Raw genomic sequence first — 25,780 nt, forward strand, 5'->3', positions numbered from 1 at the left:
GAGCCGCGGCACCTGTGGATAACTTCCGAGGCGGATCCGCGGATCCTGCGACGATGCGGGGGTGAGTCCGACCACCGCTGCCGTCACCGAGAGGGTGCGTGCGCGGCTGCGTGCCGAGCGGACGGATCCTTCGGCCCATCCCGATGAGGCGCGGCGGATCGCTCAGTTCGAGGTGCGTCGGCACAACGATCACGCGCTCGCCCGCGGCACCGCCACGATCGACGACGAGGCGGCCTGTGTGCGGGACATCCTCGCCGGGGTGGCCGGCTACGGGCCGCTGCAACCGCTGCTCGAGGATGACACGATCGAGGAGATCTGGCTCAACGGTCCCTCACGCGTGTTCATCGCCCGCGAGGGACGCAGCGAGCGCGTGCCGATCGCCTTGACCGAGGCCCAACTGCGCGATGTCGTCGAACGCATGCTGCATTCCACCGGGCGGCGGGTCGACATCGGGCAGCCGTTCGTCGATGCGTCCCTGCCGGACGGATCCCGGCTGCACGTCGCGATCGCCGATGTCGTCCATGGGTCCTGGGCCGTCAACATCCGGCGGTTCCTGCCGCGGTACCGGAGTCTCGACTCCCTCGTCGCGCAGGGCATGGTTCCCGCGTCGGTCGGTGTGATGCTCTCCGACGCGATGCGCGCGGGCCGCAGCGTGGTGGTCTCGGGGCCCACTCATGCGGGCAAGACCACGCTCCTGGCCGCGCTCGTCGCGGAATGCCGCGAACAGCGGGTGATCACCGTGGAGGAGACGTTCGAGCTGGGCGTGCAGGCGCCGGATCTCGTGGCCCTCCAGGGTCGCCAGGCGAGCCTGGAGGGTACGGGGGAGATCACGCTGCGCCGCCTCGTGAAGGAGGCGCTGCGGATGCGACCCGACCGGCTCGTTGTCGGCGAGGTGCGCGATGCCGAGGCGCTCGATCTGGTGCTCGCACTCAACACCGGCATCCCCGGCGCGGCCACCGTGCATGCGAACTCGGCCGCGGAGGCGCTCGACAAGCTCACGATGCTGCCCTTGCTCGCGGGACGCAACATCGACAGGGCGTTCATCGCACCGGCGCTCGCCGCATCCGTGGACCTCGTCGTGCACTGCCGCCGCGAGGCTGACGGCACCCGACGTGTCGCCGAGGTGATCGAGCCTCTCGGCGTCGACGCCGGCGGACGCATCACGCATCGTGTCATCCATGCGGAGCCGGAGCCGTATGCCTCTTCGGGCATGTTCCGCCACCGGGGCGTCGCATGACCCTGCTCCTGGGCGCGCTGCTCGCCGCCGGCGTCGTGCTGGTGGCGTCTCCGTGGCTGTGGCCCGCGGGGGAACGCGCGGTGCGCATTCCGCGCGGCGGCGCCTCGACCCGGCTGCTCCGTGAAGCAGGGTTCCGGGCGGATGCCCGCGCGCTCGCGGTGAGCGTCGTGGCGGGCGGGCTCGTGGCGGGGTCCGTGGCGTGGCTGATGACGGGGACGCCCGCCTTCGCCCTTGTGCTGGCGCTCGCGGGTGCCGCGATGCCGGTCGTCTTCCTGCGTGCGCGGCGTCATCGACTGCTGCGGTTGCGGCGCGGGCTGTGGCCCGACGTCTGCGACCTGCTGATCGCGTCGATCAGGGTGGGGATGCCGCTGCCTGATGCCGTCGCCGCGCTGGAGGAGGCCGCTCCTGCTCCGCTGCGCCCCGCGTTCGCGGCGTTCGCGCGCGATCTGCATGCGACGGGCCGCTTCGACGCGGCGGCGGCGCAGCTCAAGGAGGCGCTCGCGGATCCTGTCGGAGACCGGATCGTGGAGACCCTTCGCATGGCGAGAGAAGTCGGCGGCACGGAGCTCACGACGGTCCTGCGCGCGCTGTCGGGCTCCGTGCGGGCGGAGGCCGCTCTGCGCGCCGAGGTGGAGGCGCGTCAGTCCTGGATCCGTGGTGCCGCGGTGCTCGGCGCGATCGCGCCGTGGGCGATCCTTGGGCTGCTTCTTCTGCGCCCAGAGGGTGCCAGCGCGTACACGAGCCCCGAAGGCGTGGCGCTCATCCTCGGCGGCGCCGCAGTGTCGTTCGTCGCCTTCCGGATCATGCTGCGCATCGGCCGGCTGCCGGAACCACGGCGGTGGTTCCGATGAACTCGCTGTCCGACATCGCCGTCTCCGTCCTGCTCGGCGGTCTGCTGGCGGCGGGGGTGCTGCTCGCGCTGGCGGCCTTCCCGCGCTGGCGCTGGGCGAACCTCAGCCTGCGGATCGCACCGTACGTCCGCGATGTCGCCGACCTCGCGGATCCGGCCGCGCGGCTGCCGTGGCGGATGCCCGCCGGCGGATCCTGGACGGCGCGGATCACCGGAGTGTTCGGGCTGTTCGGCGGCGGCGACGTGGGTGTCGCCCGGCGGATGAGCCAGGCGGGGTTGTCCGGTGGATCGCGCACTTTCCGCAGCCGGCAACTGGTCTGGGTGCTGTTCGGACTCGGAGCGGGTGCCGGTGCGACGGTCGTTCTCGTGCTGATCGGTCGGCTGTCGGCATCGGCCGTGCTCCTCCCCGTGCTGACCGCGGTCACGGCCGGAGCCGGCTGCGACGCACTGCTCGGCCTTCGGGCGAAGGCGCGCGTCCGTCGGCTCACCGAGGAGCTGCCGACGGTGCTGGAGTTCCTCGCGTTGTGCCTGTCCGCGGGGGAGGGGCTTCCGGATGCGCTCCGCCGCGTGGGTCAGGCCGGTTCGGGCGAGCTGAGCGGGGAGCTGCGGGGCGTGATCCTCGCCGTCAACACGGGATCCTCGCTCGCCGATGCGCTGAGCGAGTGCGCGCAACGGTTGCAGATCCCGCCGCTGACCCGTGCCGCGGATCAGGTCATCGCCGCTCTCGAACGTGGTGCCCCGCTGGCCGCGGTGCTGCAGGCGCAGGCATCGGATGCACGCGAGGAGACCAAGCGGGACCTCATCGAGCAGGCCGGGCGCAAGGAGATCCTCATGATGCTCCCGCTCGTGTTCCTGATCCTCCCGCTCAGCGTGCTCTTCGCCGTGTTCCCCGGCGTCTTCATCCTGCGGCTCGGCATCGGCTGAGACCGCCCTCCTCTCCTCGAAGGGATTCACTCATGGCCGCTGATCGTCTGTTGCTTCACGCCGCTCCACCGCGCCTCGATGCGCGCGACGATCCGGAGCGCGGGGACGTGCCGGGCTGGGTCCTGATCACGTTGATGACCGCCGGGCTCGTGGTGCTGATCTGGGCCGTCGCGGGGCCGGCGCTCACGAACCTGTTCGAGCAGGCGATCGCGCGCGTGAGCGGACTCTGACCGACCATGTCTCGCGTGGCGGAACTGAGCCCCAGAAGCGACGACCGCGGATCCAGCCCGGTCGAGTTCGTGCTCGTGGGGGCGTTGCTGACCACGCTCACGCTGGGCGTGCTGCAGTTCGCCTTGGCCGTCTATGTGCGCAACGTCGTGCACGATGCCGCGGTCGAGGGTGCGCACGTCGCAGCCCTCGCCGACACCGAGCCGGGTGAGGGTGTGCAGCGCACCGCGCTCGTGATCAGTCGCGCCGTCGGACGCGGCTACGCGCAGAACGTCACCGTACGCGAGACGGCCGCGCTGGGCGTGCCGACCATGGAGGTCACCGTGCGCACGACACTGCCGCTCATCGGGCTGCTCGGAGTGCCTTCGGGGCTGGAGGTGACAGGTCGTGCTCCCGTGGAGTCCTTCACCGAGGAGGGGTGACCTCGCCAGCTGCCGTGCATCTGCTCGCGAGCTGTCGGACGAGACCGGATCCGCGGCGCTCGAGTTCATCGGGCTCGGGGTGATCCTGCTCGTGCCGCTGGTGTATCTCGTGCTCGCGCTCGGCGCGATCCAGGGGGAGATGCTGGGAGTCGAGTCCGCGGCGCGACACGCGGCGCGCACGATGAGTGCGGCGAGGGGCGTCGCCGACGCCACCGCTTGGGCGGACGCGACCGTGCGGTCCGCGATCGAGGAGTACGGGATGGATGCGGACACCGTCGACGTCGACATCCGCTGCGCACCGGTCACTACCGGATGCCCGGCTGCGGGCGCGACGGTCGTGGTCACGGTGACGGCGGAGGTCGCGTTGCCGTTCGTGCCGCCGGTGTTCGGCCTGGACCGCGTGAGCAGGGTGCGTGTGCAGGCGTCTTCGGCGTACAAGGTCTCGCGCACGTGGATGGACGGATGAACGCGGTGGGGGCAAGGGAGCATCGTGTCGGTCTGCTCGACGATGACCGCGGCAGCACGATGCCGCTCATCCTTGGCTATCTCGTGCTGGCGATCGCCGTGATCTACGTGTGCGTATGCGCGACCGATCTCTACATCGCGCAGAAGCGGCTCGACTCGATGGCCGACGCGGCCGCGCTCGCCGGAGCCGACGGCTTCCGCCTGCAGGTCGAGGGCGAGGCGATCCGCGCCGAGCTCGACGACGCGGAGATCGCGGATCAGGCGAGCGCGGTGATCGGGATCATCGACGACGGCGCAGAGCTGGTCTCTGCGGGCAGTCCCGACGGACGCTCGGCGCGCGTGACCGTGCGCGCGACGTGGTCGCCCCCGCTGCTCAGCGAGTTCGTGCCTTCGATGCTCGTGATCCAGTCGACGGGGACCAGTCGCACGGCACTGGAGTGACCGCGACCGACTCAGCCCGCAGGTCGCCGCGGCACGAACCGCGGGATCCACCGCAGGAACCCCACCGCGCCGAGCACGCCGATCCCGCCGATGACGGCGGCTCCGATCGCGAGCGAGCTGATCGCTGCGATGCCGGAGAACAGCAGGGGAGCGATCGCACCTCCCGCGTCGGTCAGCGTGCGCCAGGATCCGAGGAACGCCGCGGGTTCGGATTGCGGGGCGACGTCGGCGCCGAGCGTGAGCAGGATGCCGCTCGACAGTCCGTTGCCGACGCCGAGCACGGCCGCGATCATGCCGAACCACAGCACGTTGGTGGCCGCGTCGTGCGTGAGCGAGAGCACCAGGAAGCCTGCGCCCATCAGCACCATCGCGGGCAGCGCGGCCCAGAGCCGGCCGAAGCGGTCCATGACCTGGCCGCTCGCGTAGAACAGGGCGAAGTCGATCGCGCCGGAGACGCCGACGACCAGCGCGATCGAGGAGGCATCCAGACCGATCGAGATGCCCCATAGCGGCAGCACCACCTGGCGGGCCGCGCGTACCGCCGACAGGCTCGCCGCCGCGAGACCCAGGCGGCCCAGCACACCGCGGTTGCGCCACATCGTGCGGAAGACACCCGCGCGCTCGATGGTGGGGATCGACCCGCTCACCGCCTCGCCGGTGTCCTCGACCGCGTCCGGTTCGCGCTCGGCGGCCGCGGCCTGCGCCTCGGGATCCGGCCCGAACAGCACGAGCAGGATCAGCGCGACCAGCAGGACGGCGAAGAACCAGAGGGTCGCATTCTCGGTGTGGAACAGCGCGAGCAGCGCGGCGGCGAGGAAGGGACCCACGAACATGCCCGCACGGAAGGATCCGCCGAGCAGCGACAGCGCCCTGGCGCGGAACTCGAGCGGCACCCGGGTGGTCATGAACGCGTGGCGGGCGAGGCCGAACGCCGCAGCCGACATGCCGACCACGAACACCGCGATCGTGAACACGACGAGGCTCGGCGCCAAGGCGCCCGCGATCACGCCGATCAGCGAGAGCACACCCGCGATGACCATCGTGAACCGCTCGCCGACCTTCGCAACCAGCCAGCCGGCGGGGATGTTGCCGCACAACTGTCCGACCACGAGGGCCGAGGCGATGAGGCCGGCGGAGGCGAGCGACGCGCCCCGGCTCGCCGCGATCACGGGGATGAGCGGCAGGACCGCGCCTTCGCCGAGCGAGAAGAGCAGCGTCGGCAGGTACACCATCGGGCCGAACTTCCAGAGCACTGAGATCGACCGTTCCGCCACGTCTCCACGGTAGACCCGTGCACCGTCCGAGGCGGAGCGGCCGAGCCGTTCAGAACGGCGCAGGCGCGGAAGTACGGAACCCGGTCGGCGTGATGACCTGAACCGTGCGCTCCTCGGGCCGGGTGCGATACCTCGCTCGCGTGCGATGTCGCAGGCGATGATCCCGGGGGCAGAGGGGCCGCAGCCGGCGGATGTCGGTGGTTCCGCCGTCGGCCCAGGGAAGGTCGTGGTCGATGTCGGCATCGAGTGCAAGGCGGGTGCAGCCGTCGCGGGAGCAGGTGCCGTGCTGCAGGATCAGCCAGTCGCGCTGCGCCCGGGTGGGGCGGTAGGTGCGGCGATCCATGTCGACGATGACGCCCTTGACCGGATCCGTGATGACGCGGTGGAAGGATCCGGCGTCGAGGAAGATCTGCGCGGCCGTGAGCGGGTCGATGGGACCGACGCCGACGATCTCCGCCTGCTCTGCCGGAGGGCGCTCGCCCGCGAGCAGCTGCACGGGCACCGTGACGAACACCTTCGTCGTCACCGCCGTCGCGGTGCCATCGCCCTTCAGCCAGGCCGCGGCGAGGTCCGCACGGAGTTGATCCCGCGTGCGGTCGCCCCGCTCCGCCTTCTGCATGTGCTTCGCGGTCGCCGAGAGCCGGTGATAGGCGGCGTGCAGGTCGGCGGTCGGACCGTAGATGCTCAGCCACGACATGCCGTCACCGGCTTCGGTCAAGGTCACCGCCCTGTCCTCCATCGCGCGCGCATGACGTCGCACGGTGCGGTCGCCGAGCAGTCTGTCCACGAGGGTGCGGACCTTGCGCCGCAGCATCGCCGGAGGGCAGGTCAGCACCCACTCGGCGGCCGCCTCGTCGACGGCCGCGATCGCCGTGCGCGCCTCCGCCCGGACGTCGTCCGGTGCATCGATCGGCGCCTGAAGCACCCGCACGCGGGAGACCACGTCCTGCACGGCCGCGGGGGAGCCGAATCCGGAACGGGCTCGTTCCCAGACGTTCGGCAGCAGCGTCATCGCGAACTCGGCGGTCGCCTGCATGGCGCGCACCTGGTCCTCGGAGAGCTGCAGCCGCAACGCCACGTCCATGACCGCCGCCCGCTCGGCGAAGCCGGGATCCGCGTCGGCGGTGTACAGGTCGGGGTGCCGGCGCGCCAGTTCGATCACCTCGAGGATCCGCTCCGAGCGCAGAGCCGCCCGGCGGTTCACCTCATGGTCGTTGCGGGCGAGATCGCCGAGCACGAAGCCGACGATCTCCGCCGCGGACGCGAGTCGCGGGGCCGGATCGTCGGTGTTCTCCATGATCCGAATATAGTACAAAACTACGAAATCAACCAGGGTTCAACGACTGATCCTGTGGCCGTTCTCGGTCCTCTTCCGGAGGGGCGAGGCCGATGGGTCGTCAGGGCATCGCCGCGCGCGATACTCTGAGGTGCCATGCTCGAACTTGACCTCTCCGCCGAAATCGCGGCCCTCCGTCAGACCTTCGGTGACATCCGCGAGGTCGCCGACGTCGAGGGACTCCGCGCCGACATCGAACGCCTCAGTGAGGAAGCCGGTGCGCCCGACCTCTGGGACGACCCGGAGAAGGCCCAGAAGGTGACGAGTGCACTCAGCCACCGTCAGGCCGACCTGAAGCGCGTCACCGAGGTGGAGCAGCGTCTCGACGACCTCGAGGTGCTCATCGAGCTCGCCAACGAGATGGAGGACGAGGACTCCGTCGTCGAGGCGCGCGCCGAGCTCGCCTCTCTCACCGAGACCGTGAACCAGCTCGAGGTGCAGACCCTGCTGGACGGCGAGTACGACGAGCGCGCGGCGATCATCACGATCCGCTCCGGCGCGGGCGGCGATGACGCCACCGACTTCGCCGAGATGCTGCTGCGCATGTACCTGCGCTATGCCGAGCGCCACAAGTTCCCCGTCAAGGTCATGGACACGTCCTACGCCGAGGGGGCCGGCATCAAGTCCACGACGTTAGAGGTCGACGCGCCCTACGCGTTCGGCACGCTCTCGGTCGAGGCCGGCACGCACCGCCTCGCCCGGATCAGCCCGTTCGGATCCGCCGACAAGCGCCAGACGTCGTTCGCCGCGGTCGAGGTCATCCCGCTCATGGAGGAGGCGACCGAGGTCGACATCCCCGAGGGCGACATCCGCGTCGACGTGTTCCGCTCGTCCGGCCCCGGCGGCCAGTCGGTCAACACGACGGACTCCGCCGTGCGCCTCACGCACCTCCCGACCGGCATCGTCGTCTCGATGCAGAACGAGAAGTCGCAGATCCAGAACCGCGCCGCCGCCATGCGCGTGCTGCAGACTCGCCTTCTGCTGCTGCAGAAGGAGGAGGAGGCCGCGAAGAAGAAGGAGCTCGCCGGCAACATCACCGCGAGCTGGGGCGACCAGATGCGCTCCTACTTCCTTTACGGACAGCAGCTCGTGAAGGACCTCCGCACGGGACACGAGTCCGGCAACCCGGCGAACGTGTTCGATGGCGACCTGGACGGCTTCATCTCCGCAGGGATCCGCTGGCGCAAGCGCAAGGACGACGACGACTGACCCGTCGGCATCGACGATTCAGGGACTTGCCAGGGCGCGGCGCCCGCGAGTGTCATAGGGTGGTGACCCGATGGCTGTGACACGGAGAATCCCGATGACTGTGACACGGAAGACGGCGGCCGGCTGCGCGATCGCGGCGCTGATCGTTCCCGTGGCGGCGACGGCTGCGTACGCCTTCGCGCCGGGAGCACCCGCGTCCTCAGCGCACACGGTGTCGCTCGTGGTCGCCCCGCAGACCTATACGGTCGCGTCCGCCGCGCAGGAACCGAGCACGACGCGGGCCGTCTTCGACGTCCTCTACACCCCGCCGGCGCCCGTCGTCGAGCCGAGCGCCGCCCCCGCGGCTGCCGCGAGCTCCACGACGACCGCGGCCCCCGCACCCGCACAGGAGTTCTCCGGGGATGCGGTCGTCGCGTACGCGCAGACGTTCGTAGGCGTCGTCCCCTACGGCTGGGGCGCGGATCCCAGCGACTCCTTCGGCTGCGACGGCCTCGTGCAGTACGTGTACGGGCACTTCGGGATCAGCCTTCCCCGCGGCGCCGACAACCAGGCGGCGCTGGGCACCGTGATCTCCGCCGACGAGGCGCGCGCCGGCGACCTCGTGTGGTGGCCCGGGCGGCACATCGGAATCTGGGACGGCGCCGGCGGCATCATCGACGCGCCGGACTGGGGTCGCTACGTCGAGCACCACGCCCCGTGGGCGAGCTCCGGGCCGCCGATCTTCATCCGGCTCTGACGACGAACTCCTGGTGGCCGCAGCGCCTCCGGCGGTAGAATCGGGGGTTACCCCAGCCGTCCGAGGAGGTGCGCGGGATGAGCACGACGAGAGCATGGCGCACGGTCGGTGCGACCGTCGCGGGACTGGCGCTGTTCGGCGCGATCGTGACGTTCCTCGCCTTCGTGATCGGCCTCGAGCCCTCCTGACGATCCCAGGCACCTCATAGCCGGGGGAACCCGCCGCGGTGGGGTGTCGCTCGCGGGCTGCGTGCGGCGCCCGTTTAGGCTCGACACGCCATGATCCGATTCGAGAACGTCACCAAGCGCTATCGCGGCACCAAGCGTCCCGCGCTGTCCGGGGTCGATTTCGAGGTGCAGCGAGGCGAGTTCGTCTTCCTCGTCGGCGCGTCGGGATCCGGGAAGAGCTCCTGCCTGCAGCTGATCCTCCGTGAGGAGTCACCGACGTCCGGCCGCGTCGCCGTGCTCGGACGCGACCTGAAGTCCATCGCGAACCGCAAGGTCCCGTACTTCCGCCGCAGCATCGGATCCGTCTTCCAGGACTTCCGCCTCCTGCCCTCCAAGACCGTCTACCAGAACGTCGCCTTCACCCTCCAGGTGACCGGTGCCTCCCGCGGTTTCATCCAGCAGGCGGTGCCAGAGGCCCTCGCGCTCGTCGGTCTGAGCGGCAAGGAGAAGCGCCTGCCGCACGAGCTGTCCGGCGGTGAGCAGCAGCGTGTGGCGATCGCCCGCGCGATCGTGAACCGTCCGCAGATCGTGCTCGCCGACGAGCCGACCGGAAACCTCGACCCCGGCACCTCGGTCGACATCATGCAGCTGCTCGCCCGGATCAACGCCGGTGGCACGACCGTGCTCATGGCCACGCACGAGGCCGCTTTCGTCGACCAGATGCAGCGCCGCGTGATCGAGCTGCGCGACGGCGAGATGGTGCGCGACGAGGTCGGCGGCGGCTACGGCGACACCTCCAACGTTCCGCGCCTGGAGCCCGAGGCGATCCGCGGAGCCGCGGCCACCGCCGCGCTCCAGACCGTGCGCGAGGTGCACCGTCAGACGGAGGCCGCGATCGCGGATCCGGCTTCCGCGCCCACGCCGGTCGTGGAGCACCACGCCGCGGCGACGGCGGCACCGACCACCGTGCCGCAGCAGGCGACGCTCAAGCCGTCCGACGACGCGCGTCCTGCCACGCATCCGATCACGATCCCCGCCGTCGACCTCGCCGAACTGGGCGTGGCGGACCGGCTCGGACTCGATACCGGCGACGACGAGGAAGTGGGTCCGACGTCATGAGGTTCGGACTCATCCTCGGCGAGGCGCTCACGGGCCTGCGCCGCAACGCCTCCATGGTCATCTCGGTCGTGCTCGTCACGTTCGTCTCGCTCACCTTCGTGGGCGCGGCGATCCTGATGCAGGCGCAGATCGGCACGATGCGCGCCTATTGGCAGGACCGCGCCCAGGTCGCGATCTACATGTGCTCGTCGGTCTCGACGTCGCCGGGCTGCATCGGCGGCACCGCGACGGAGGACCAGATCAAGGCCGTGCAGGCGGAGCTCGACGGCTCCACCCTCAAGCCGCTGATCTCCCAGAGCAGCTTCCAGACTGCGGACCAGGCCTATCAGGAGACCCTGAAGCTCGTCGGCAAGGACTATGCCGGCGTGCTCACGGCCGATCAGGTCAACGCGGTCTTCAAGGTCAACCTCAAGGACCAGACCCAGTCCGCCGTCATCGCCGAGGCCTTCAGCGGCGTCAAGGGCGTGGACGAGGTGAAGGACCAGCTCGAGTATCTGGATCCGCTCTTCAACGCTCTGACCGTCGCGACCTACATCGCGGTCGGGATCGCGGTGCTGATGCTGATCGCCGCGGTGCTGCTCATCGGCACCACGATCCGATTGTCGGCGTACGCGCGACGGCGGGAGATCGGGATCATGCGCCTCGTCGGCGCCTCGAACAGGTTCATCCAGACCCCGTTCGTCCTGGAGGGCGTCTTCGCCGCCGTGATCGGATCCGTGCTCGCGAGCGCCGCGGTGCTGCTGGGCGTGCACTTCGGCGTGCAGGACTACCTCACCAAGAGGGTCTCCTTCATCACGACCTGGGTCGGGCTGAACGAGGCGATGCTCGTGGTGCCGGTGCTCATCGGTATCGGCGTGGTCCTCGCCGCGCTCAGCGCCGGTTTCGCGATCCGCCGCTGGTTGCGCGCCTGACCCGCCCGTGCGGCGGGGGCCCTTCCGTGTATAGACTGGCGGGCTGGCCTTCTCGGGCCTGACCGGCGCGTGCCGGATCCGTCATACGAACAGCAGGAGACAACCATGCCCAGGGAACGCGGGGAGAAGGTCATCGCGACCAATCGTCGCGCACGTCACGACTACAACCTGGAGAAGTCGTACGAGGCGGGGCTCGTGCTCACCGGCACCGAGGTGAAGTCGCTGCGCCAGGGGCGTGCGAACCTGACGGACGGATACGCGTTCATCAAGGGCAACGAGGCGTTCCTCGACGCCGTGCACATCCCGGAGTACTCGCAGGGCCATTGGACGAACCACTCGGCCAAGCGGATCCGCAAGCTCCTTCTGCACAAGGAGGAGATCGCGAAGCTCTCGCACGCGGTCTCCGCGGGCGGCTACACGCTCATCCCGCTGCGGCTGTACTTCTCCGATGGGCGCGCCAAGGTCGAGATCGCCCTCGCGAAGGGCAAGCGCGAGTACGACAAGCGACAGGCCCTGCGCGAGCGTCAGGACACCCGCGAGGCGGAGCGCGCGATGCGTTCGCGCAACCGCCTCGGGGAGTGACCCGCCGCCTAAGGCACGGGGTCGAATCCGAAGGCTGAGCCCAGGAACCGCAGCTCCGCCTCGGCAGCCGCGATGATCGTGTCCGCCTGCCGGAATCCGTGTCCCTCGCCCGGGAACAGCACGTACTCGTGCGGCACTCCGCGCGCGGCGAGCGCGTCGCGGATCGCCTCCGACTGCGACGGCGGAACGACCGCGTCGTCGGCGCCCTGCAGGATCAGCACCGGCACGTCGATGCGGTCCGCGTGGGTGAGCGGCGAGCGGTCGATGTACGTCTGCTCGGCCTCGGGCAGCGGTCCCACGAGGCCGTCGAGGTAGTAGCGCTCGAAGTCGTGCGTCTCCTCGGCGAGCAGCCGCAGGTCCACGACGCCGTACCGGTCGAGACCGGCCGCGAACATCCCTCCGCGGACGAGGGCGGACAGCACGGTCCAGCCGCCGGCGGATCCTCCGCGGATCGCGATGCGGGTCGGATCCGCGAGACCGGCATCCGCGAGCCCCTGCGCCGCGGCCAGCACGTCGTCCACGTCGACGATGCCCCACTCGCCGTCCAGCCGCTCGCGGTAGGCGCGGCCGTAGCCGGTGGATCCGCCGTAGTTCACCTCGAGCACGCCGATGCCGCGACTCGTGAAGTACGTGATCCATCCCGCCTGCGCGCCCGAGGAATGGGCCGTCGGGCCGCCGTGCACGTGCACGACGTAGGGCGGCAGCGCCTGCGGATCCGCGTCGGCATCCGGGTTCGCCGGGGCGTGGTCGAACGCGTGCACGGGGCCGTGCGGTCCGTCGAAGCTCACCGGGCGCGCGCCGGGCACCCACGCGGAGTCGACGGGATCGCCGCCGCGGATCGCGCGCGCGACGCCCGCGTCGATGTCCAGCTCCCACAGCCCCGGCGTGACCCGTCGTCCCTGTCCGGTGATCAGCACCAGGGATCCGTGTGCATCCTCCAGACTGAGGTCGCCGTCGAACGGGACCGCCAGTTCGCGCTCTGTACCGTCCCGCTCGATGAGCACGAGAGCGTCGGATCCGTTCGTGCGGACGGCCAGGATCCTGCCGTCCTCGAGCACGCGGAACCAGCGCTGGCCGAGCACCCACAGTCCGCCGCCGGTGTCGGCGTCGGCGGGGGAGACGGTCGCGGGTGCGCCGCCGGGCGTCGCGCGGTACAGGTTCCATCGTCCGGTCGCGTCATGGCTGAACAGCAGCTCATCGTCGGTGAGCCACTCGGGCTGCAGCGCGGCGCGGCCCAGCATCGGGGTCCGCGATCCCGTCACCAGATCCACGACGAGCGCTTCGGACGCCTCCCACGGCATCCGCCGCACGCCCCACGTCACGAGCGCGAGCCGGGTCCCGTCGGGGGAGAGCGCCGGGTGGGCGAAGAAGCCGTCGCCGCCGAGGACCGTGGTGACGGCGGCGTCGTCCGCCGCCGCGGAACCGTCGAGAGGGATCTCCACGATCGCGCGCTGGTGCGGTGCGGCGCGCAGATCCTCGCGCACGGCGAACAGGCGCCCCTGCTGCACCCTGAGACCGCCGTAGCGCGGACCCGGCGCGGTGAGCGGCACGGGTGCGTCAGCGTCGGGATCCAGCCGGTGCACGCGCTGGTCCTCGCCGTCGACGAAGAGGAGCGTGCCGTCCTCGGCGACCGTCGTCCACGCGCCGCCCCCGTACTCGTGCACGCGGGAGCGAGCACTCCACGGCGCGCGCAGCACCTCGCGCACGGCACCGGCGCCGTCGCGGCGCATCACCCGCATGCGCCCGCGCTCCTGCGGCACCGATTCGCTCCACCAGATCCCGCCCGCGGCGTAGCAGGCTCCGTCGATCTTCGTGCCGGCGACGGCGAGGTCGGCCGCGGACAGCGGGGAGGGCCAGGATCCGTGCGGAGTCGTCATGATTCGAGCCTAGGAGACCCGGCCGGCACCGTCTCGTGCGGCGCTGCGTGCCGGGCTTTCCGGAGCGCCGACACATGACGAAACACAGCATGCGTCGCGTGGCGGCGCCGCCTAGCGTGGGGTGACCGCCCCGACCCAGGAGAGAGATGTCCTTCGACGCGCCGCCGTTCGCCCCCGCCGGGGCCGTCGTTCCGCGCGTCCCGATCTCCTTCGAGCTGTATCCGCCGCGCACCACGGCGCCGATCGAGGCGCTGCACGAGACGATCCAGCAGCTCGCATCGGCCGCACCGCGGTTCATCTCCGTGACCTACGGCGCTGGCGGATCCGTCGGCGGTCGCTCGCTCGACGTGCTGCGCTACATCCGCGAGCACACCTCCGTCGAGCCGCTCGCGCACCTCACCTGCGTCGGCAACACGTATGCCGGAGCCTCCCGGCTGATCCGGGAGTTCCTCGACGCAGGGATCCTCAGCTTCCTCGCCCTGCGCGGTGACCCGCCGCTGGATGAGAGCCAGCCGTTCCTCGGCGACCTGGAGAGCTCGGCGCAGCTGGTTCAGCTCATCGACAGGGCGCAGGCCGAGCGGGCGCCCTACCAGGAGCGGCCGATCCCGGGCGTTCCCGGAGCCGTTCAGGTGACGCCCCGCCGGAAGGTGAACATCGCCGTCGCGGCGTACCCCAACGGGCATCCGCGCTCGACGTACCGCAATCAGGACATCGACGCGCTGCTGGCCAAGCAGGCCGCGGGGGCGACGCTCGCGATCACGCAGCTGTTCTTCCACCCTGACGACTACTTCGCCTTCGTCGAGCGCGCACGTCGTGCGGGCGTCACGATCCCGATCCTTCCCGGCATCATGCCCATCACGTCGCCCGCGCGCCTGCGCCGCGTGCTGGAGCTCAGCGGCGAGGAGCTTCCCGCTGAGCTGTCCATCGACCTCGAGGTCGAGCCGACCGCCGAGGGCCGCACCGAGATCGGCGTCGCGCACGCGGCGGAGCTCGTTCGGGAGCTCGTGGACGGCGGGGCGCCGGGGATCCACCTGTACGCGTTCAACCAGCACCGCACCGTGCTGGACGTGCTCACCGCCGCCGGGGTCCTCCCCGAAGGCGGGGCGACGTCCCCCACGGGCGGCGCCCTCCAGTTCGCAGAGACCAGCGGCGCGCACTAGGCCGCATCCTTCCCCCCTTCCGTCAGAGAGGACCGTCATGACCGCATTCCCCGAGGGCACCGTCCTGGGCTACCCGCGCATCGGCCGTCGCCGTGAGCTCAAGAAGGCCGTCGAGGCGTTCTGGGCCGGACGGATCGACGAGGCCGAGCTCGAGCGCACCGCGGCCGAGCTGCGCGCGACGACGCGCGAGCGTCTCGCTGCGCAGGGCCTCGGCCGCTCCGACTCGGCGATCCCCGAGTCGTTCTCGTACTACGACCAGGTGCTCGATGCCGCGGTCACCGTGGGTGCGATCCCCGCCCGCTTCGAGGACCTGCGGTCCGCCGACGGCACGATCGGCCTGCCAGCTTACTTCACCGTCGCCCGTGGCGAGGGCGAGCGCGCGCCGCTCGAGATGACGAAGTGGTTCGACACGAACTACCACTACCTCGTGCCGGAGATCGGACCGGACACCGTCTTCTCGCTGTCCAGCGACCGCATCGTGCGCCAGGTGCAGGAGGCGGCGGAGGCCGGCTTCCGCACCCGCCCCGTGCTCGTGGGACCCGTCACGTTCCTCGCCCTCGCCAAGGCCGCCGACGAGGCACCGGAGGGCTTCGACCCGCTGTCGCGCCTGGACGACCTCGTCGCGGTCTACGCCGAGGTGCTCGGCGCACTCGAGGCCGCCGGCGCGGAGTGGGTGCAGCTCGATGAGCCGGCGCTCGTGAGCGAGTCGCTGCCGGCGTCCGTGGCAGCGCTCGGCGCGGCCGCGGAGAGCGCATACGCGGTCCTCGGCGGTCTCGCGGAGCGCCCGGCGATCTTCGTCGCGGCCCCGTACGCGGCCCTCGACGCCAACCTCGCGGTTCTCGCCGCGGCTCCGATCGAGGCGATCGGCCTCGACCTCGTGCGCGGCACCGTGCCCGCATCCGTCCCGGGTCTCGCCGACAAGGTGCTCGTCGGCGGTGTGGTCGACGGTCACAACATCTGGCGCGGCGACCTCTCCGCGGCCTTCGACACCCTCGAGGCCCTGCGCGGTCTCGGTGCGGCCGGCGTGGCCGCGGCGACCTCGACCTCGCTGCAGCACGTGCCGCACGACGTCGAGGACGAGACCAAGCTCGATGAGCGCCTGGTGAGCTGGCTCGCCTTCGCCGACCAGAAGGTCGCGCAGGTCACGACCCTCGCCAAGGGCCTCGCCGAGGGGCGCTCCGCGATCGCCGCCGAGCTCGACGCCGCCTCCGCCGCCCTGACGGACCGGCTCAGCGCCCCCGGCGTCCGCGTGGACGCCGTCCGTGCGCGCACCTCGGCGCTGACCGGCGCCGACTTCGACCGCGGCGACTACGAGGCCCGTGTGGCCGCGCAGTCGATCGCGCTCGATCTGCCCGCGCTGCCGCTCACGACCATCGGATCCTTCCCGCAGACCGGCGAGATCCGCCGCGCCCGCGCGCAGTTCACCAAGGGCGAGATCACCGCGGACGAGTACGACGGCTTCCTCCGTGAGGAGATCGGCCGGGTCGTGACCCTGCAGGAGGAGCTGGGCCTGGACGTGCTCGTGCACGGCGAGCCCGAGCGCAACGACATGGTGCAGTACTTCGCCGAGAACCTCGACGGCTTCGACGTCACCGAGAACGGCTGGGTGCAGTCCTACGGATCCCGCGCGACGCGCCCGTCGATCCTCTGGGGCGACGTCTCCCGCCCGGCGCCGATCACGGTCGCGTGGTCGGAGTACGCGCAGTCCCTCACCGCGAAGCCGATGAAGGGCATGCTGACGGGCCCCGTCACGATCCTCGCCTGGTCGTTCGTCCGCGATGACCAGTCGCTCGCCGAGACGGCGAACCAGGTCGCCCTGGCGCTGCGCGACGAGATCACGGACCTGGAGGCCGCTGGGATCGGCGTCATCCAGGTCGACGAGCCGGCGCTGCGCGAGCTGCTGCCGCTCAAGAAGGCCGACCAGCCGGCGTACCTGGACTGGTCCGTCGCGTCGTTCCGCCTGTCCACGGCGGGCGCGGAGACGGCCACGCAGGTGCACACGCACCTCTGCTACTCGGAGTTCGGCGTCGTGATCGACGCGATCCGCGCGCTCGATGCCGACGTCACCTCGATCGAGGCCGCCCGCAGCCGCATGGAGGTCGTCACCGACATCGCCGCGGCCGGCTTCGACCACGGCATCGGCCCCGGCGTGTACGACATCCACTCGCCGCGTGTACCGGACGCCTCCGAGGTCGAGGCGCTCCTGCGCCGCGCGGTCGAGGAGATCCCGACGCGTCAGCTCTGGGTCAACCCGGACTGCGGTCTGAAGACCCGCGGCTACGAGGAGACCAACGCCTCGCTGCGCAACATCGTCGAGGCCACCCGCCGCGTCCGTGAGGACGTGTCGGTCACGGTCTGATCTCCCCGCGCCGGGCGTCGTCATCGAGGCCCCCTCGCAGCACCGAGGCCCCCTCCCAGATTCGGATCTGGGAGGGGGCCTCGGTACGCAGAGGGGGCCTCGACGTGGAAAGGGCGGGAGTCAGACCGCGCGCAGCACCGCCACGATCTTGCCGAGCACTGTGGCGTCGTCGCCCAGGATCGGCTCGAAGGCACTGTTGCGGGGGAGCAGCCACACGTGGCCGTCCCGCCGGCGGAACGTCTTGACCGTGGCCTCGCCGTCGAGCATGGCCGCGACGATCTCGCCGTTCTCCGCGGTGCCCTGTGAGCGCACGACCACCCAGTCGCCGTCGCAGATGGCGGCGTCGATCATCGACTCGCCGGAGACCTTGAGCATGAACAGATCGCCCTTGCCGACGAGCTGACGGGGGAGGGGGAAGATCTCCTCGACCTGCTGCTCGGCCGTGATCGGCACTCCGGCGGCGATCCGGCCCACGAGCGGCACGAGCGCGGCGTCTCCGACCGAGGGGGCGGTGTCTGCAGGGTTCTCGGTCGAGAGGCCGGGCAGGTCGATGAGGACCTCCATGGCGCGGGTCTTGCCGGCGTCGCGGCGCAGGTAGCCGCTGAGCTCGAGCTGGCCGAGCTGATGCGTCACGCTGCTGAGGGACTTGAGACCCACGGCGTCGCCGATCTCGCGCATGCTCGGCGGGTAGCCGTACCGGGCGATCGAGGTCTGGATGACCTCGAGGATCGCCATCTGCTTCGCACTGAGGCTCTTGCGGCGCCGCGTCCGCGGGGCCTCGGAGCCGAGGTTCGCACCGTCGCTCATGCCATCTCCTTCGTGTGCATCGGGCCCTCGCGGATCCGGTGATCGGCATGGATTCGCGGGCGGCGATTCGAATGTCGGTGGTCCGTGATGGGGTCTTCGTATCGAAACCGTATCCGAGATCGGGGCGGAATCGATAGATCTGTTCGAGCGTGTCGGCGAATCATCGGAACCGATATTCGAAGAATGCTTGACAGATGTTCGAACTCGAAAGTAGTTTCGGTACGTAGGTTCGCCTCTCCAGAGGCCCGGATTCGAAGATCCTCCACACAGGATCCCGATCCGGGGAGAGGCGAACCGACACAGACACTGAGGAGAAGCACCATGAGCAGCATCACCTTCGCCGGTCCGGTTCCCGCCACGCGACTGCGGATCACCGCACGCGGTCGGCGCGTGCTCGCCGCGCTGGTCGCGCTCCCGGTGGCTGCGGCGATCGCGTTCGCGGCGCTGAGCGGCGGATCCGCGCTCGCCTCCGGTGAGCAGACGACGGGCAACACCTTCGCCACCGTCACCGTCCAGCCCGGCGACACCCTGTGGTCCATCGCGGGTGAGGTCGCACCGAACGCCGACCCGCGCGACGTCGTCGCCAAGATCTCCCAGCTGAACCTCGTCGACGGCGGCGTGATCGAGGTCGGGCAGCACCTGGCCATCCCGGCGGAGTACGGCGCGACCGGACGCTGATCGTCATGCGACACCGGCACCACAGCCGGGCCGCCTAGCATGGCAGGGTGACTGTCTCGCTCGACGACTTACCCCTTCGTGACGACCTCCGCGGGCTGCGCCCCTACGGGGCCCCGCAGGCGCCTCTGCCCGTGGCGCTGAACGTTAACGAGAACACGCATCCGGTACCCGAGAAGGTCGCGAGCGACATTCTCGACGACATCGCAGTGGCGCTGCGCGACGTCAACCGGTACCCGGACCGCGAGTTCACCGAGCTCCGCGAGGCGTTCGCCGGCTACCTCGGCCACGACCTCGTGGCCGCGAACATCTGGGCGGGCAACGGGTCCAACGAGGTGCTCCAGCACATCCTGCAGGCCTTCGCCGGCCCTGGCCGCACCGTGTTCGGGTTCGCGCCGACCTATTCGATGTACCCGCTGCTCGCCCAGGGCACGGGGGCGACCTGGGTCGCCGGGGTCCGCCACCCCGACTACGAGCTGACGGTCGACGAGGCGGTCGCGCAGGTCCTGGAGCACGATCCGGACGTGATCCTGCTGTGCGCGCCGAACAACCCCACGGGCACCCCGCTGCCTCTCGACGTGATCGAGGCGGTGTACGAGGCCGCGCGAGGCATCGTCATCGTCGACGAGGCGTACCAGGAGTTCGCGCCGAAGGATTCGCCGACGGCGCTGACGCTGCTCGAGGGGCGGCCGCGGCTCGCCGTCTCCCGCACCATGAGCAAAGCCTTCGCCTTCGCGGGGGCGAGGGTCGGCTACCTCGCCGCGGATCCGGCGTTCATCGACGCCCTGCGTCTGGTGCGCCTGCCGTACCACCTGAGCGCGCTCACCCAGGCGGCGGCGATCGCGGCGCTGCGGAACGCGCCGATCATGCTCGCGATGGTCGACGAGATCGTCGCACAGCGCGATCGCATCTCCGCCACGCTCGAGGCCCTGGGGTACGAACCCCACCCGTCCTGGTCCAACTTCGTGCTGTTCGGCGGGGTCTCCGATCCCGCCGCGACCTGGCGCGCCCTCTACGACAGGGGCGTGCTGATCCGCGATGTCGGCATCCCGCACCACCTGCGCGTCACGGCCGGAACCGAGGCCGAGACCACCGCATTCCTGGACGCCCTCGCCTCGATAGGATCGGCCTCATGACCGCTGAGACCCCCGCTGCGGCCCGGACCGCGCGCCGCACCCGCTCCACGTCCGAGTCGACGATCGAGCTCGAGCTCGATCTCGACGGCACGGGTCAGAGCCACATCGACACCTCGGTCCCGTTCTTCGACCACCTGCTGACGGCGTTCGCGAAGCACTCGCTGACCGATCTGACCGTGCGCGCCTCGGGCGACACCCACATCGACGCGCACCACACGGTGGAGGACGTGGCGATCGTGCTCGGCCAGGCGATCCGCGAGGCGCTCGGCGACAAGAGCGGCATCTCCCGCTACGGCGACGCGCTCGTCCCGCTCGACGAGGCGCTCGTGCAGGCGGTCGTCGACATCTCCGGTCGCCCCTACCTCGTGCACGAGGGAGAGCCGGCCGGCTACGAGCACCACCTCATCGGCGGCCACTTCACCGGATCCCTCGTTCGTCACGTCTTCGAGGCGATCGCGTACAACGCCGCCCTGACCGTGCACGTGCGCGTGATCAGCGGCCGCGACCCGCACCACATCGCGGAGGCCGAGTTCAAGGCGTTCGCGCGTGCGTTCCGTCAGGCCAAGGCGCTCGACCCCCTCGTGGTCGGCGTGCCCTCGACCAAGGGCGCCCTGTGAGCGAGGGTGCAGAAGGCCGTCGTCCGACCGTCGCGGTCTTCGACTACGGGTCCGGCAACGTGCACTCGGCCGTGAAGGCGCTGATCCGCGCCGGCGCCGACGCGCAGCTCACCGGCGACCGCGCCGCGGCCCTCGAGGCCGACGGGCTCGTGGTACCCGGCGTCGGCGCGTTCGCGGCCGTCCGCGAGGCGCTGGCCGCGCACCGCGGGGATGAGATCATCGAGCGGCGCCTGGCCGGCGGCCGCCCCGTGCTGGGCATCTGCGTCGGCATGCAGGTCCTGTTCGAGGGCGGTGTCGAGCGCGGCGCCGAGGTCGAAGGGCTGGGCGAGTGGCCCGGCATCGTGACAGAGCTCGATGCGCCGGTCCTGCCGCACATGGGCTGGAACACCGTCGAACCCGATCCCGGCAGCGTGCTGTTCCGCGGGATCGAGCACGAGCGCTTCTACTTCGTGCACTCCTTCGCCGCGCAGACGTGGGAGCTCGAGGTCATGCCGCCATTCCCCGAGCCGCACCTCACGTGGGCCGAGCACGGCTCGCGCTTCCTCGCCGCGGTCGAGAACGGCCCGCTCTCCGCGACGCAGTTCCACCCAGAGAAGTCCGGCGAGGCGGGCATCCAGCTCCTCCGGAACTGGATCTCCACGCTCTGATCCGTCCGAACCGTGTGACGCCGGGCGATTGGTGCCCCGGCCGTGCGCGGACTACTCTCTTCTCTCGTGCCGCGCCCGAAGCGCGCGGTGCATCGTGACCCGAAGGACGACATGAACGAGTTCGCGCAGTCCCCCTCCCTGACCCTCCTCCCGGCCGTCGACGTCGCGGGCGGACAGGCCGTCCGCCTGACCCAGGGCGAGGCCGGAACGGAGACCAGCTACGGCGATCCGATGGACGCCGCTGCGGAGTGGGTGGATCAGGGAGCCGAGTGGATCCACCTGGTCGACCTCGACGCCGCGTTCGGCCGCGGCAGCAACACCGCGATCCTGCGCCGCGTGATCAAGCAGTTCCGCAGCGTCAACGTCGAGCTGTCCGGTGGCATCCGCGATGACGCGAGCCTCGAGGCGGCGCTGGAATCTGGCGCTTCCCGCATCAACCTCGGCACCGCGGCGCTCGAGAACCCCGAGTGGGCCGCGGACGTCATCGCCCGCTACGGCGACGCGGTCGCGGTGGGCCTGGACGTCCGCGGCACGACCCTCGCCGCCCGCGGCTGGACCAAGGAGGGCGGCGACCTCTGGACGGTGCTCGACCGCCTCGAGGACGCCGGGTGCAGCCGCTACGTCGTCACCGACGTCACCAAGGACGGCACGCTCAAGGGCCCGAACCTCGACCTGCTCCGCGAGATCACCGCGCGCACCCCCAAGCCCGTCGTGGCCTCGGGAGGCATCGCGAACCTCGACGACATCGCCGCGCTCCGCGAGCTCGTGCCGCTCGGCGTCGAGGGCGCGATCGTCGGCAAGGCGCTGTACGCCGGCGCGTTCACCCTGGCCGAGGCGCTGGATGTCGCCGGATCCTGACCACGCCGCGTCCGCGGCGTGCGATCACGATCACGACCACGGCGCGCACGGCAATGCGGGCGACTCCGCAGGCGTGCCCTGGGCGGGACGCTCCTTCCAGGAGAACACCCGGGCGAGCGACGACGGATCCGCGGATCCGGCGCTCTGGGACGCACTGACGCGCTTCCGCGCCGGTGACGGCTCGCAGGCCGAGGTCGTGGACGCTTTCCGCACGGCGCGCGTGCTCGTGCCGCTCGTCGCGGAGAAGGGCGACGAAGGCGTGGCGCCGTCCGGACTGACGTTGGACAAGACCCAGGAGCTCTCGCTCGTCACGGTCGCCGCGCCCGACGGGCGCACGGTGCAGCCGGCCTTCACGAGCGTCGGCACCATGCGCTCCTGGGATGCGGTCGCGCGCCCGATCCCCGTCGAGGCAGCCCGCGTGGCGTTGTCCGCGTCGTCGGGCGACGCCGAGCTGATCGTGCTGGACCCCGGATCCGCGACCGAGTTCGTCCTGCGCCGCCCCGCCGTGTGGGCGATCGCGCAGGGGCAGAACTGGGAGCCGAGCTTCCTCTCGCCCGAGGTCTACGCGGGCCTCCTGGAGAGCGTCGGCAGCGAGCTCGCCGTGATCGACGTCGCCGTCTCCGCGGGCGACCCCGACGCGCGCCTGCGCGGACCGGAGCTCGTCGTCACGCTCGAGCTCGTCGAGGGGCTGGATCGGGAGACGCTCGATGCGGTGCTCGCCCGCCTCGCGCAGCGCTGGGCCGCCGACGACCGCATCGCGGTGCTCGTCGACTCGCTCACCGTGCGCCTGCGCGCGAGCGTCTGAGGGCGGAAGCGAGCGAACTCGCCCCCGCCCGCGGCGAGGTCAGTTGACCGGTCCGGTCCACTTCTCGCCGGGGCCCTGCCCGATCGGGTCCGGGATGACGGAGGCCTCGCGGAAGGCGAGCTGCACGGAGCGCAGGCCGTCGCGCAGGGAGCGCGCGTGCATGTCGCTGATCTCGGGGGCGGCGGCGGTGATGAGGCCGGCCAGGGCGTTGATGAGCTTGCGCGCCTCGTCCAGGTCCTTCTGCGTCTCGGGATCGTCCGCGAGGCCCACCTTGACCGCGGCCGCGCTCAGCAGGTGCACGGCGGCGGTGGTGATCACCTCGACGGCGGCGACATCCGCGATGTCGCGGGCGGCTCCCGACGCGTCGGGGGAGATGGGGGTGACGTGCTCGTGGCCGTCGGGCGCGGGAGTGCTCACTGTGCCGGCTTTCCGAAGGTCTTGCCTTCTGATAGACTTCTGCGGGCTCCGGGGCTTCATGTCCCGGCACGAAAGAGGATTCACTTCCCACCCGCGCTTGCCGCTCAAGGCTACCGGGTTCAGCACTCCGCCGATTCACATCGGTAGCCGCTGTGCAGCGAAGGCTGCGCAGCGGGTCAGGGTGCCGCCGGCGTCTGAATGCCGGCGGGTGGGACGATTCTGATTTCGCCCGTGATCCGTCCGGATCATGGTGGCCGAAACCATCGTCTAAGGAGTCCGCATCAGCGATCCCCGCACCAATGAGCGCATCCGCGTCCCCGAGGTCCGCCTCGTCGGCCCCGCGGGTGAGCAGATCGGCGTCGTCCGTATCGAGGCGGCGCTGCGTCTTGCGCAGGAAGCCGACCTCGACCTCGTCGAGGTCGCCCCGAACTCGAAGCCTCCCGTGGTCAAGATCATGGACTACGGCAAGTTCAAGTACGAGGCCGCGCAGAAGGCGAAGGAAGCTCGCCGCAACCAGGCGAACACGATCCTGAAGGAGGTGCGCTTCCGTCTGAAGATCGAAGCGCACGACTACACGACGAAGCTCAAGCGCGCCGAGGGCTTCCTCAAGGCGGGCGACAAGGTGAAGGCGATGATCCTGTTCCGCGGCCGCGAGCAGTCCCGTCCCGAGCAGGGCGTGCGGCTCCTCCGCAAGTTCGCGGAGGATGTGGCCGAGTTCGGCACGGTGGAGTCCAACCCCACCATCGACGGACGCAACATGGTCATGGTGGTCGCCCCGCTGAAGAACAAGTCCGAGGCGAAGGCAGAGCAGAACGCGGTGCGCGACGCACAGCGCGCGGCCAACAAGCAGGCCGCCCGCGACGCCAAGGCGCCCGGCGCCCCGGCCGAATCGGTCGAACCGGCCGCTCCGGCCGAACCGGCCGCCCCGGCTGAGTGATCCCCGGATCCCACAGTCCCACACAGACCTCCCGCACGACGGGCAGAACCCTGTCGCCCAGCTGGGCGCCATACGAAGGAAGAGAAGATGCCGAAGCAGAAGACCCACTCGGGTGCCAAGAAGCGCTTCAAGATCACCGGCAGCGGAAAGCTGAAGAAGCAGCAGGCCGGGATGCGCCACAACCTCGAGCTGAAGTCGAGCCGTCGCACCCGTCGCCTCAACCAGGACCAGGTGCTGTCGAAGGCAGACACCAAGGTCGCCAAGAAGCTCCTCGGCCGCTGACGCCGATCGCACGATAGGAATACACGAAAATGGCTAGAGTCAAGCGCGCCGTCAACGCTCACAAGAAGCGCCGCGTCATCCTCGAGCGCGCCTCGGGTTACCGTGGCCAGCGCTCGCGCCTGTACCGCAAGGCGAAGGAGCAGGTCACCCACTCCCTCGTCTACGCGTACCGCGACCGTCGCAAGCGCAAGGGCGACTTCCGCCGTCTGTGGATCCAGCGCATCAACGCCGCTGCCCGCCAGAACGGCATCACGTACAACCGCTTCATCCAGGGCCTCGGTCTTGCCGGCGTCCAGGTCGACCGCCGCATGCTCGCCGAGCTCGCGGTCAACGAGCCGGCGACCTTCGCCGCTCTGGTCGAGACGGCCCGCAAGGCTCTGCCGGCGGACGTCAACGCGCCCAAGTCGGCTGCGTAAGCATCTGGTTCACGAAGGGGCGCCGTCCGCGAGAACGGCGCCCCTTCCGTGTCCCTAGACTGTGATGGTGCTGGAGAATCCCCGATCCCCGCGCGTGCGCGCCGTCGCCAAGCTCACCAAGCGCAGTGCCCGCACCGAGACCGGCCTGTTCCTTCTGGAGGGACCGCAGGCGGTGCGTGAAGCGCTGTCCTATCGGCCAGAGGCGATCGTCGAGCTCTTCGCCACGCCGACCGCCTGGGACAAGCACGGCGACCTGCGCCAGGCCGCGGCCGACGCCGACGTGCGCTTCGAGTACGTGACGGAGTTCGTGCTCGCCGCGATGGCCGACACCGTCACGCCGCAGGGAGTGGTCGCCGTCGCCCGGCAGATGCCCACCTCGGTGCGGGACATCTTCGCCGCCTCGCCGCGCCTCGTCGCGATCTGCGAGGAGATCCGCGATCCCGGCAACCTCGGCACGATCATCCGCGCCGCCGATGCGACCGGCGCCGATGCGGTCGTGCTCACCGGCCGCACGGTCGACCTGTACAACCCGAAGGTCGTGCGCTCGACCACCGGATCCCTGTTCCACCTGCCGGTCTCGGTCGGCGGAGAGCTCACCGACGTCGTCGAACGTGCGCACGCGGCGGGCCTGCAGGTGGTCGCGGCAGACGTGAAGGGCGACGACCTGCTCGCGGCCCGCGCCGAGGGCGTGCTCGCCCGGCCCACGGCCTGGCTGTTCGGCAACGAGGCACGGGGGCTCGAGGAGCCCGCGCTGGAGCTGGCCGATCGGGCGCTGCGGCTGCCGATCTTCGGCCGGGCCGAATCGCTGAACCTCGCGACCGCCGCGAGCGTGTGCCTGTACGAGAGCGCGTTCGCGCAGCGGGCGTAGGGGTCGCAGGAGACACGC

29 protein-coding genes are annotated in these 25,780 nt (G+C 70.7%); 24 read left to right on the forward strand and 5 right to left on the reverse strand.

Going from position 1 to position 25,780, the window contains the following annotated elements:
• Positions 1-61 precede the first annotated feature (61 nt).
• From RS86_RS11090 to RS86_RS11120, 7 genes are read left to right on the forward strand one after another with little or no spacing between them, the layout of a single operon-like run.
• A complete protein-coding gene (locus RS86_RS11090) occupies positions 62-1,237 on the forward strand; it encodes a CpaF family protein (RefSeq protein WP_045272284.1) in 1,176 nt (391 codons plus the stop codon).
• Positions 1,234-2,088, forward strand: coding sequence for a type II secretion system F family protein (locus tag RS86_RS11095; protein WP_045272285.1), 855 nt, complete (start codon positions 1,234-1,236; stop codon positions 2,086-2,088). The genes RS86_RS11090 and RS86_RS11095 overlap by 4 nt, the downstream gene beginning before the upstream one ends.
• Positions 2,085-3,011: a type II secretion system F family protein gene (locus RS86_RS11100; protein WP_045272286.1), complete on the forward strand. Its 927-nt coding sequence runs from the start codon at positions 2,085-2,087 to the stop codon at positions 3,009-3,011. The genes RS86_RS11095 and RS86_RS11100 overlap by 4 nt, the downstream gene beginning before the upstream one ends.
• Before the next feature lie 32 nt (positions 3,012-3,043).
• Positions 3,044-3,241, forward strand: a complete 198-nt coding sequence (locus RS86_RS11105; RefSeq protein ID WP_045272287.1) for a hypothetical protein — start codon at positions 3,044-3,046, stop codon at positions 3,239-3,241.
• Positions 3,242-3,256: 15 nt separating this feature from the next.
• The gene (locus RS86_RS11110) at positions 3,257-3,661 is read left to right on the forward strand and encodes a TadE/TadG family type IV pilus assembly protein (RefSeq protein ID WP_235281752.1); all 405 of its coding nucleotides are present in this window, start codon (positions 3,257-3,259) and stop codon (positions 3,659-3,661) included.
• Complete coding sequence (locus tag RS86_RS11115) at positions 3,627-4,127, forward strand: TadE family protein (protein ID WP_235281753.1); 501 nt, start codon at positions 3,627-3,629, stop codon at positions 4,125-4,127. The genes RS86_RS11110 and RS86_RS11115 overlap by 35 nt, the downstream gene beginning before the upstream one ends.
• Complete coding sequence (locus RS86_RS11120; RefSeq protein ID WP_045272289.1) at positions 4,124-4,567, forward strand: hypothetical protein; 444 nt, start codon at positions 4,124-4,126, stop codon at positions 4,565-4,567. The genes RS86_RS11115 and RS86_RS11120 overlap by 4 nt, the downstream gene beginning before the upstream one ends.
• Before the next feature lie 11 nt (positions 4,568-4,578).
• On the opposite strand, the gene RS86_RS11125 is transcribed toward RS86_RS11120, so the two are convergent.
• Together RS86_RS11125 and RS86_RS11130 are read right to left on the reverse strand one after the other, a co-directional pair.
• A complete protein-coding gene (locus RS86_RS11125; RefSeq protein WP_045272372.1) occupies positions 4,579-5,799 on the reverse strand; it encodes an MFS transporter in 1,221 nt (406 codons plus the stop codon).
• 91 nt (positions 5,800-5,890) lie between these two features.
• Positions 5,891-7,138, reverse strand: coding sequence for an HNH endonuclease signature motif containing protein (locus RS86_RS11130; protein ID WP_045272290.1), 1,248 nt, complete (start codon positions 7,136-7,138; stop codon positions 5,891-5,893).
• Between the two features lie 135 nt (positions 7,139-7,273).
• Between RS86_RS11130 and prfB the strand changes: the two genes are divergently transcribed.
• The 5 genes from prfB to smpB all read left to right on the forward strand — a co-directional run bounded on the left by prfB (position 7,274) and on the right by smpB (position 11,901).
• Positions 7,274-8,386 carry a peptide chain release factor 2 gene (gene prfB, locus RS86_RS11135; RefSeq protein ID WP_045272291.1) on the forward strand — a complete coding sequence of 371 codons (1,113 nt, stop codon included), beginning with the start codon at positions 7,274-7,276 and terminating at the stop codon, positions 8,384-8,386.
• Positions 8,387-8,480: 94 nt separating this feature from the next.
• Positions 8,481-9,122, forward strand: coding sequence for a C40 family peptidase (locus tag RS86_RS19900; protein ID WP_052680213.1), 642 nt, complete (start codon positions 8,481-8,483; stop codon positions 9,120-9,122).
• A 278-nt stretch (positions 9,123-9,400) separates the two neighbouring features.
• Positions 9,401-10,408, forward strand: coding sequence for a cell division ATP-binding protein FtsE (gene ftsE / locus RS86_RS11145; RefSeq protein WP_045272292.1), 1,008 nt, complete (start codon positions 9,401-9,403; stop codon positions 10,406-10,408).
• Positions 10,405-11,319 carry a permease-like cell division protein FtsX gene (ftsX, locus tag RS86_RS11150; protein ID WP_045272293.1) on the forward strand — a complete coding sequence of 305 codons (915 nt, stop codon included), beginning with the start codon at positions 10,405-10,407 and terminating at the stop codon, positions 11,317-11,319. Before ftsE ends, ftsX begins: the two co-directional genes overlap by 4 nt.
• Before the next feature lie 105 nt (positions 11,320-11,424).
• The gene (smpB, locus tag RS86_RS11155) at positions 11,425-11,901 is read left to right on the forward strand and encodes an SsrA-binding protein SmpB (protein WP_045272294.1); all 477 of its coding nucleotides are present in this window, start codon (positions 11,425-11,427) and stop codon (positions 11,899-11,901) included.
• Positions 11,902-11,909: 8 nt separating this feature from the next.
• Here the strand turns inward: smpB and RS86_RS11160 are convergent, their stop codons facing one another.
• Positions 11,910-13,778 (reverse strand): prolyl oligopeptidase family serine peptidase, encoded by a 1,869-nt coding sequence (locus RS86_RS11160; protein WP_045272295.1) that lies wholly within the window; start codon positions 13,776-13,778, stop codon positions 11,910-11,912.
• A gap of 146 nt (positions 13,779-13,924) precedes the next feature.
• Here RS86_RS11160 and RS86_RS11165 point away from each other — a divergent pair, with 146 nt between their 5' ends.
• A complete protein-coding gene (locus tag RS86_RS11165) occupies positions 13,925-14,938 on the forward strand; it encodes a methylenetetrahydrofolate reductase (protein WP_045272296.1) in 1,014 nt (337 codons plus the stop codon).
• 37 nt (positions 14,939-14,975) lie between these two features.
• Complete coding sequence (gene metE, locus RS86_RS11170; protein WP_045272297.1) at positions 14,976-17,297, forward strand: 5-methyltetrahydropteroyltriglutamate--homocysteine S-methyltransferase; 2,322 nt, start codon at positions 14,976-14,978, stop codon at positions 17,295-17,297.
• 120 nt (positions 17,298-17,417) lie between these two features.
• Here the strand turns inward: metE and lexA are convergent, their stop codons facing one another.
• The gene (lexA, locus tag RS86_RS11175; RefSeq protein ID WP_045272298.1) at positions 17,418-18,104 is read right to left on the reverse strand and encodes a transcriptional repressor LexA; all 687 of its coding nucleotides are present in this window, start codon (positions 18,102-18,104) and stop codon (positions 17,418-17,420) included.
• A gap of 321 nt (positions 18,105-18,425) precedes the next feature.
• On the opposite strand from lexA, the gene RS86_RS11180 reads away from it, so the two are divergent.
• From RS86_RS11180 to RS86_RS11205, 6 genes are all read left to right on the forward strand, one after another.
• Positions 18,426-18,782: a LysM peptidoglycan-binding domain-containing protein gene (locus RS86_RS11180; RefSeq protein WP_045272299.1), complete on the forward strand. Its 357-nt coding sequence runs from the start codon at positions 18,426-18,428 to the stop codon at positions 18,780-18,782.
• Positions 18,783-18,829: 47 nt separating this feature from the next.
• On the forward strand, positions 18,830-19,915 hold the full coding sequence (locus RS86_RS11185) for a histidinol-phosphate transaminase (RefSeq protein ID WP_045272300.1): 1,086 nt from the start codon (positions 18,830-18,832) through the stop codon (positions 19,913-19,915).
• Positions 19,912-20,532: an imidazoleglycerol-phosphate dehydratase HisB gene (gene hisB, locus RS86_RS11190; protein WP_045272301.1), complete on the forward strand. Its 621-nt coding sequence runs from the start codon at positions 19,912-19,914 to the stop codon at positions 20,530-20,532. Before RS86_RS11185 ends, hisB begins: the two co-directional genes overlap by 4 nt.
• The gene (hisH, locus tag RS86_RS11195) at positions 20,529-21,179 is read left to right on the forward strand and encodes an imidazole glycerol phosphate synthase subunit HisH (protein ID WP_045272302.1); all 651 of its coding nucleotides are present in this window, start codon (positions 20,529-20,531) and stop codon (positions 21,177-21,179) included. Before hisB ends, hisH begins: the two co-directional genes overlap by 4 nt.
• Positions 21,180-21,290: 111 nt before the next feature.
• Positions 21,291-22,037, forward strand: a complete 747-nt coding sequence (gene priA / locus RS86_RS11200; protein WP_045272303.1) for a bifunctional 1-(5-phosphoribosyl)-5-((5-phosphoribosylamino)methylideneamino)imidazole-4-carboxamide isomerase/phosphoribosylanthranilate isomerase PriA — start codon at positions 21,291-21,293, stop codon at positions 22,035-22,037.
• Entirely contained in the window at positions 22,021-22,842 is an 822-nt protein-coding gene (locus RS86_RS11205) for an SseB family protein (RefSeq protein ID WP_045272304.1), read from the forward strand. The genes priA and RS86_RS11205 overlap by 17 nt, the downstream gene beginning before the upstream one ends.
• A gap of 39 nt (positions 22,843-22,881) precedes the next feature.
• Here RS86_RS11205 and RS86_RS11210 read toward each other — a convergent pair whose 3' ends face one another.
• Positions 22,882-23,259, reverse strand: coding sequence for a DUF1844 domain-containing protein (locus RS86_RS11210; RefSeq protein ID WP_045272305.1), 378 nt, complete (start codon positions 23,257-23,259; stop codon positions 22,882-22,884).
• Positions 23,260-23,566: 307 nt separating this feature from the next.
• Here RS86_RS11210 and infC point away from each other — a divergent pair, with 307 nt between their 5' ends.
• From infC to RS86_RS11230, 4 genes are all read left to right on the forward strand, one after another.
• The gene (infC, locus tag RS86_RS11215) at positions 23,567-24,196 is read left to right on the forward strand and encodes a translation initiation factor IF-3 (RefSeq protein WP_235281759.1); all 630 of its coding nucleotides are present in this window, start codon (positions 23,567-23,569) and stop codon (positions 24,194-24,196) included.
• 87 nt (positions 24,197-24,283) lie between these two features.
• On the forward strand, positions 24,284-24,478 hold the full coding sequence (gene rpmI / locus RS86_RS11220; RefSeq protein WP_045272307.1) for a 50S ribosomal protein L35: 195 nt from the start codon (positions 24,284-24,286) through the stop codon (positions 24,476-24,478).
• 29 nt (positions 24,479-24,507) lie between these two features.
• Complete coding sequence (rplT, locus tag RS86_RS11225) at positions 24,508-24,894, forward strand: 50S ribosomal protein L20 (RefSeq protein ID WP_045272308.1); 387 nt, start codon at positions 24,508-24,510, stop codon at positions 24,892-24,894.
• Between the two features lie 67 nt (positions 24,895-24,961).
• Positions 24,962-25,762 carry a TrmH family RNA methyltransferase gene (locus RS86_RS11230; RefSeq protein ID WP_045272374.1) on the forward strand — a complete coding sequence of 267 codons (801 nt, stop codon included), beginning with the start codon at positions 24,962-24,964 and terminating at the stop codon, positions 25,760-25,762.
• The last annotated feature ends 18 nt before the right edge of the window (positions 25,763-25,780 follow it).

Origin of the sequence: Microbacterium azadirachtae, from assembly GCF_000956505.1 — a bacterium.
GTDB classification, from domain to species: Bacteria; Actinomycetota; Actinomycetes; order Actinomycetales; family Microbacteriaceae; genus Microbacterium; species Microbacterium azadirachtae_A.

Coding starts and splice junctions, on each gene's coding strand:
- smpB (WP_045272294.1), top strand. CDS start 11,425: ATGCCCAGGGAACGCGGGGAGAAGGTCATCGCGACCAATCGTCGCGCA.
- RS86_RS11180 (WP_045272299.1), top strand. CDS start 18,426: ATGAGCAGCATCACCTTCGCCGGTCCGGTTCCCGCCACGCGACTGCGG.
- RS86_RS11125 (WP_045272372.1), bottom strand. CDS start 5,799: ATGGTGTACCTGCCGACGCTGCTCTTCTCGCTCGGCGAAGGCGCGGTC.
- rplT (WP_045272308.1), top strand. CDS start 24,508: ATGGCTAGAGTCAAGCGCGCCGTCAACGCTCACAAGAAGCGCCGCGTC.
- RS86_RS11205 (WP_045272304.1), top strand. CDS start 22,021: ATGTCGCCGGATCCTGACCACGCCGCGTCCGCGGCGTGCGATCACGAT.
- ftsX (WP_045272293.1), top strand. CDS start 10,405: ATGAGGTTCGGACTCATCCTCGGCGAGGCGCTCACGGGCCTGCGCCGC.
- RS86_RS11095 (WP_045272285.1), top strand. CDS start 1,234: ATGACCCTGCTCCTGGGCGCGCTGCTCGCCGCCGGCGTCGTGCTGGTG.
- RS86_RS11100 (WP_045272286.1), top strand. CDS start 2,085: ATGAACTCGCTGTCCGACATCGCCGTCTCCGTCCTGCTCGGCGGTCTG.
- priA (WP_045272303.1), top strand. CDS start 21,291: ATGAACGAGTTCGCGCAGTCCCCCTCCCTGACCCTCCTCCCGGCCGTC.
- RS86_RS11165 (WP_045272296.1), top strand. CDS start 13,925: ATGTCCTTCGACGCGCCGCCGTTCGCCCCCGCCGGGGCCGTCGTTCCG.
- RS86_RS11105 (WP_045272287.1), top strand. CDS start 3,044: ATGGCCGCTGATCGTCTGTTGCTTCACGCCGCTCCACCGCGCCTCGAT.
- RS86_RS11130 (WP_045272290.1), bottom strand. CDS start 7,138: ATGGAGAACACCGACGATCCGGCCCCGCGACTCGCGTCCGCGGCGGAG.
- lexA (WP_045272298.1), bottom strand. CDS start 18,104: ATGAGCGACGGTGCGAACCTCGGCTCCGAGGCCCCGCGGACGCGGCGC.
- RS86_RS11120 (WP_045272289.1), top strand. CDS start 4,124: ATGAACGCGGTGGGGGCAAGGGAGCATCGTGTCGGTCTGCTCGACGAT.
- RS86_RS19900 (WP_052680213.1), top strand. CDS start 8,481: ATGACTGTGACACGGAAGACGGCGGCCGGCTGCGCGATCGCGGCGCTG.
- prfB (WP_045272291.1), top strand. CDS start 7,274: ATGCTCGAACTTGACCTCTCCGCCGAAATCGCGGCCCTCCGTCAGACC.
- ftsE (WP_045272292.1), top strand. CDS start 9,401: ATGATCCGATTCGAGAACGTCACCAAGCGCTATCGCGGCACCAAGCGT.
- metE (WP_045272297.1), top strand. CDS start 14,976: ATGACCGCATTCCCCGAGGGCACCGTCCTGGGCTACCCGCGCATCGGC.
- RS86_RS11160 (WP_045272295.1), bottom strand. CDS start 13,778: ATGACGACTCCGCACGGATCCTGGCCCTCCCCGCTGTCCGCGGCCGAC.
- rpmI (WP_045272307.1), top strand. CDS start 24,284: ATGCCGAAGCAGAAGACCCACTCGGGTGCCAAGAAGCGCTTCAAGATC.
- hisB (WP_045272301.1), top strand. CDS start 19,912: ATGACCGCTGAGACCCCCGCTGCGGCCCGGACCGCGCGCCGCACCCGC.